Source organism: Compostibacillus humi (assembly GCF_014637175.1).
Classification (GTDB): Bacteria; Bacillota; Bacilli; order Bacillales; family Amphibacillaceae; genus Oceanobacillus; species Oceanobacillus humi.
The window spans coordinates 1-510 of sequence record NZ_BMEV01000169.1; the positions used below are offsets into that span (position 1 = coordinate 1).

The window sequence follows — 510 nt, forward strand, 5'->3', positions numbered from 1 at the left end:
ACCACAACCATAACCAAAGAAAGGGATGTTTTCTGTGGCTTCTATTTTACCAAATTCTCAACAAAAAAACGAGACTGATTCATATATTTCACGGTTTTTCAAAGAAAATAAACTAGGTACATTGTTAAATAAGGCAAATATTAAAAAGGAAGATGGAATTTCCCCTTTGTTACTTTTTCAGTTTATTTTCTCTCTCGTTTTACATGGCAAGAACCTATATCGGACGCTTGATTCCAACCGCATACAGGATGCACCCAAAAAAGATACTGTCTATCGCTTACTCAATAATCCAACATACAATTGGAGAAAATTCCTTACTCTGTTGAGCAAAAATGTGATTGTAACCAAATTGTTGCATTTAGTCTCAAATGACCGGGAGCGTGTCCTTATTTTTGATGACTCTTTATACAGCCGCGCACGTAGTAAGGCTGTCGAGCTTTTGTCACTTGTGCATGATCATACGACTGGCCAGTTTATCAGGGGGTTTCGTATGCTAACTCTTGGGTGGTC

The 510-nt window shown here is 37.8% G+C and carries 1 pseudogene; it reads left to right on the top strand.

The window, feature by feature from the left end:
• Positions 1–34: 34 nt before the first annotated feature.
• Positions 35–510, top strand: a pseudogene (locus IEV18_RS17145) (IS4 family transposase); the annotation flags it as partial.